This is a genomic window from Paenibacillus sp. N3.4 (assembly GCF_008017805.1).
GTDB lineage: Bacteria > Bacillota > Bacilli > Paenibacillales > NBRC-103111 > Paenibacillus_E.
In genome coordinates this window covers 1-4,599 of sequence record NZ_VRTT01000158.1, presented here as the reverse complement: position 1 = coordinate 4,599, position 4,599 = coordinate 1, and the positions used below count along the sequence as shown (strand labels likewise).

The 4,599-nt window shown below is 46.9% G+C and carries 5 protein-coding genes and 1 pseudogene; 4 read left to right on the top strand and 2 right to left on the bottom strand.

The annotated features are described in order from the left end of the window. Positions 1–55 precede the first annotated feature (55 nt). Entirely contained in the window at positions 56–1,021 is a 966-nt protein-coding gene (locus FU659_RS34405; RefSeq protein WP_147951655.1) for an aldolase catalytic domain-containing protein, read from the bottom strand. A gap of 169 nt (positions 1,022–1,190) precedes the next feature. Here FU659_RS34405 and FU659_RS38125 point away from each other — a divergent pair, with 169 nt between their 5' ends. The 4 genes and pseudogenes from FU659_RS38125 (at position 1,191) to FU659_RS34390 (ending at position 4,076) form a co-directional block, all read left to right on the top strand. Continuing rightward, positions 1,191–1,736, top strand: a complete 546-nt coding sequence (locus FU659_RS38125) for an inositol monophosphatase family protein (protein WP_261808241.1) — start codon at positions 1,191–1,193, stop codon at positions 1,734–1,736. Between the two features lie 16 nt (positions 1,737–1,752). Next, positions 1,753–2,046, top strand: a complete 294-nt coding sequence (locus FU659_RS38120) for an FIG domain-containing protein (RefSeq protein ID WP_261808240.1) — start codon at positions 1,753–1,755, stop codon at positions 2,044–2,046. Positions 2,047–2,116: 70 nt separating this feature from the next. Continuing rightward, complete coding sequence (locus tag FU659_RS34395) at positions 2,117–2,527, top strand: hypothetical protein (RefSeq protein ID WP_147951654.1); 411 nt, start codon at positions 2,117–2,119, stop codon at positions 2,525–2,527. Positions 2,528–2,721: 194 nt separating this feature from the next. Further along, positions 2,722–4,076 (top strand): annotated as a pseudogene (locus FU659_RS34390) (dicarboxylate/amino acid:cation symporter). Between the two features lie 166 nt (positions 4,077–4,242). Here FU659_RS34390 and FU659_RS36155 read toward each other — a convergent pair. Next, positions 4,243–4,461: a hypothetical protein gene (locus FU659_RS36155; protein ID WP_187274612.1), complete on the bottom strand. Its 219-nt coding sequence runs from the start codon at positions 4,459–4,461 to the stop codon at positions 4,243–4,245. Between the last annotated feature and the right edge of the window lie 138 nt (positions 4,462–4,599).

The window sequence follows — 4,599 nt, the reverse complement described above, 5'->3', positions numbered from 1 at the left end:
CTTACGTGAGTCTGGGGGGCGTAGCCCCTCAGACTCAACGTAAGGGATAAATGGTTTAATCTTTATGGATAGCTGGAGCTGTTTCCACGGAAGTTAATTTATCGTAGAAGTCTACGAATTTATTACGGTCCGGAGAATTCAATTGCGCCATGGCTGTACGTGGATGCTCATCAAGAGCGCCAACGATCATGTAAGGAATCAGGTAACCCCAATCCCATTTCTGACGCATCGTGATCATATGCTTCTCGATGATTTCAAGCACAGGACGAATGTCATAACGTGCGCCTTTTAAGTAGCTAAGAAGCAGTTCAGTTGTACAGTTCCCTGCTGCGCGACCCATACCGTAAACCGAGGAATCCAAGAAGGATACACCTTTGGAAGCACCGGCAATCGTGTTTGCGAAAGCAAGCTGAAGGTTGTTATGCATATGAAGGCCAAGCTCTTTTTCAGGAAGCAGGCGTTGGAATTTTGTTACGAGATAGTCGATGTCTTTGTGACCCATGCTGCCGTAGGAGTCAACGATATAAACAACATCTACAGGGCTTTTGTTAATTTCTTCGAATGCTTCGACCAGCTCATTTTCCATCACGTGGGAAAGCGCCATAATGTTCAGTGACGTTTCATAGCCCATGTCGTGGAACGTTTGGACAAGCTCCAGTCCTTTATCTACATCTTTAATGTAGCAAGCGACGCGGATCAGATCCAGCAAGCTGTCTTCACGAGGTAAAATGTCTTTTTCGTCAACACGGCCGATATCAACCAGTGCGGATAATTTTGTAGCGGTTTTTTGGGGAATCACTTCGCGCAAGAAGGCTTCATTCAGAAATCTCCAAGGACCGGAAGCTCCGCCTTTCAGCAGCTTCTCCGAGTTTTTGTAACCAATTTCCATATATTCTACACCGGCTGCGCTTAAGCCGCGATACATGTCTTGGACAAATTCAACGCTGAAATCCCAATCATTCACCAAGCCGCCGTCCCGAATCGTACAATCCAAAATCTTGTGCTGCTGCTGCTTTACCATACCCGTACTGCCCCTTTCGACTACTCATATCGCTTCTGATTTTGCTATATTATCACTTATTTTAAGGCTTCTTGTCAATGCGGCGAATGTGGAGAAAGCAACTTTGACAGGGATCTTATGGTAATATTATTGTAAAGAAAAAGAAGGCGGATTCGAGAGGATGAGGGAAATGGAACGGAGTGAATGGACTTTAGCCAAAGAGGTTGCTGTCCAAGCTGCATGGCAAGCAGGTGAACTTGCGCGCCTGCATTTTGGAGGTACACTTAATATCCTAGATAAGGGTGATCGAGGGGATGTAGTCACGGAAGTAGATGTCGAAGCGGATCGGCTCATTGTGCATGCCATTCAGGATGTATTTCCAAGTCACCGGATTTATAGCGAAGAAGCAGGCGAAGGAGGAGCTGTCAGCGACTGGGTATGGCATGTGGATCCGCTGGATGGGACGAATAATTACGCGATAGGCATTCCTTTATATGGCGTTTCGATCTCTTTAAGTCATCAAGAGCGGATCGTTTTGGGTGTGGTACATGATTCGGCCTTGGGGCTCAATTATACAGCAATCAGAGGTGAGGGTGCTTGGCTGGGCAATAAGAAGCTGGAAGCTAGACCCAAAGGCCCTCTTGCCAAGTCCACCATATCCTGGATACAAGGCCATGGGGTTGGGAAAGATGATTCGCAGGCTTTAGCATTGAGGCATCATTGGAGCATTCGGTAAAAAGAGTGCTGCGGGTATGGGCCCCATCCTTGACCTGGGCGTGCTCGCAAGAGGCAATTTGCATGGCATCGTGCTGTACAACTCCGAAGGCGAGGATTTGTATGCAGGCATATTGCTGGCGCAAGAGGCCGGCGTGAAAGTGACGGATTTCGAAGGAAATCCGATAACACGGTTTAGCGATGTGGAGTCGGTTGGAGGAAAAAGGTCGGGAATGGATGGTGATGGACGTATCGGAGCCCCTTATTTGGTAGCTGCTGTACCGGAATATCACGACGAGCTGTTGAAATTTGTTCAGGAAGCAATCAAATAGAATAGGCTGGGGGCAACTTGCAGAAGATAATGGCATGCCTTCCATTGTGAGGACGAAAGGATGCTGCGATATGCAAAGCTTTGTGCCCATATTTTTTGAATTTGATAAGGAACGGGATGCGCTTCTTGCACTAGATACGTTAGAGGAACTAGGTTATAAGCCTGAGCTTCTGCCCGATGGGAAGGCGACCCTGCACATCCATGTGGATGAGCAGGAAATAACGTCCGCACTGGAAATTGCTCAGGCGCATGGCGGACGCTTGGCTGAGCGCAAGCAGACGCAGGCTGAGCCTGCTATGTTCGCGATGGCGTACGATCTGGAGGACGTTATCCGTATTCCGGCTCATACCGTAAATGAGGATTGGTCCGAGAGCTATGCCTCGGTTGCTCTGGATTCAAACTCGATACCGAGCGAGGATGAGGCTGCATTTGATCCTTCGGCGGACGACTATAACCATTTCAGCGCCGGTATTCGTATGTAACAGAGGGCCCTTGATCGTTCATCATCTCGTTTGACAAGCCACTATTCTCTACGGTCTATGACCGTAGAGAATAGTGGCTTGCTTTCATTTATTGCAAATTAACCATTGACAGATTATAGGTTCTTGTCATATTCTTATTCCTACAAACATATAACCAAGTAAAACACTTGGTATTAAAGGGAAGGAAGATTGACTTGAAAAACAATTTGGTAACCGCATTTCAATCCAATTGGATTAGCTTAGTAGTCTCTCTTATTATTATCGGGTTTCTTTTTTTCTTAGGGAGAAAAAGATTGAGCTTTGGTAATCGGGTATTCATTGCGTTAGGTCTTGGGTTAATCGTAGGCATTGTGTTCAACAACTGCACTTGGATTTCAAAAGTGTAAGCACGATCGGAAGCATTTATGTGAATTTGATTAAAATGCTCGTTATGCCGCTTGTTCTTATTCTTGTTATTAACAGTATTTCGTCCTTATCCAGTTTAGGTCAATTGCGTAAATTAGGGCTGAAGACGATTGGCTGGTTCTTGCTTACCACAGGGATCGCGGCGTTGATCGGACTTGTGGTTGCACTTGCTTTCGATCCAGGAGCTGGTATTGCGCAGGTGGTTCCAAAGGATTTCAAAGCAAGGGAAATTCCTACATTCTCGCAAGTTATTCTAGATTTGGTGCCATCGAATCCAATCAGCGATATGGCAAACGGTAAAGTTGTGCCGGTTCTCATTTTCGCGATTTTCGTAGCGGTAGCGATTGTGCATGTAGGCTCCAAGAAACCGGAAAGTGTAGCGCCTGTTAAGGCGTTGATAACTTCACTAACCGCTGTGATTCACCAAGTAGTTAAGTATGTAATCCGCTTGACACCCTATGGTGTGTACGCATTGATTGCTGCTATGGCGGCTAAATACGGACTAGAAACGCTTGCTCCACTTGCCAAAATTATTCTGACTTCGTATGTGGCGCTTATCATCCACTTCGTGTTGGTCTTCGGCGGGCTAGTTCTTCTGGTAGCTAAAGTGAATCCGATCAAGTTTTTCAAAAAGGCATACCCGACGATTGCCGTCGCTTTCACGACACGGAGCAGCTATGCTACGCTGCCGGTGAATTTGGAAGTAATCACGAAGCGCCTTCGCGTTTCACCGCGCATTGCGAGCTTCGTGGCTCCGCTTGGCGCAACGATGAATTTCAACGGCTGCGGTGGTGTATGGCCGGCAGTTGTAGCCATTTTCGTAGCGAAGGTTTATAACCTTCCGCTTAGTGCATCTGAGTATTTACTGTTGATCTTGGTTAGTGTCATTTCTTCTATCGGTGTGGCTGGCGTTCCGGGTCCTGCGGCTATTTCGACCACTGTAGTTCTCACGGCTTTGGGTCTTCCTTTGGAAGGAATGGGGCTCGTGCTTGGGGTTGAAGCTTTAATCGATATGGGTCGTACCGCTGTAAATGCAACAGGAACGACGGTTACTGCGCTGCTTGTGGCAGAATCCGAAGGTGAATTTGATCGCGAAGCGTTTAATCGTGATGAGGAAGATGACCTCGAATTGGCCACAGCTTAAGCCAAGTATATAGGAAGACGGACCTTCATTTTGGGATGAGGTCGTCTTTTTTACTAGATAAGAAAGAGTTAGGCTGCTTCGTCATGACGGAAATTTGTTGGCGAATAAACAACATAACTTCACAGTCACCACAGTAACACGGATAGAGTGGCCGCGCATGTCTGTATCAAACAGAGCTGACGTCTGGACCGAGAGAACGGTCGGTATGCTGAGCTGTAACGCTGATTTTCAGCGTTTCGGAAGGCGAGAGTCCCGACAGTGGCGCTGTAAGCACGAAAACGTGCTTATGGAGAAGGGAAGGGAGAGAACGGTTGGTATGCTGAGCTGTAACGCTGATTTTCAGCGTTTCGGAAGGCGAGAGTCCCGTCAGTGGCGCTGTAAGCACGAAAAACGTGCTTATGAAGAAGGAAAAGGGGGAGAACGGCACTAGCCTTGCAAAGAAGCTGACATCAGAGCATTAAGTTGCATAAGGGATATTTTTACAGTTTTCATTTATCGAAAAAGAGAAAAAACAGTAACAGCC

Bases quoted from the DNA above. Each gene is read 5' to 3' on its own strand.
- FU659_RS34405 (WP_147951655.1), bottom strand. From the start codon at position 1,021: ATGGTAAAGCAGCAGCAGCACAAGATTTTGGATTGTACGATTCGGGAC.
- FU659_RS38125 (WP_261808241.1), top strand. From the start codon at position 1,191: ATGGAACGGAGTGAATGGACTTTAGCCAAAGAGGTTGCTGTCCAAGCT.
- FU659_RS38120 (WP_261808240.1), top strand. From the start codon at position 1,753: ATGGGCCCCATCCTTGACCTGGGCGTGCTCGCAAGAGGCAATTTGCAT.
- FU659_RS34395 (WP_147951654.1), top strand. From the start codon at position 2,117: ATGCAAAGCTTTGTGCCCATATTTTTTGAATTTGATAAGGAACGGGAT.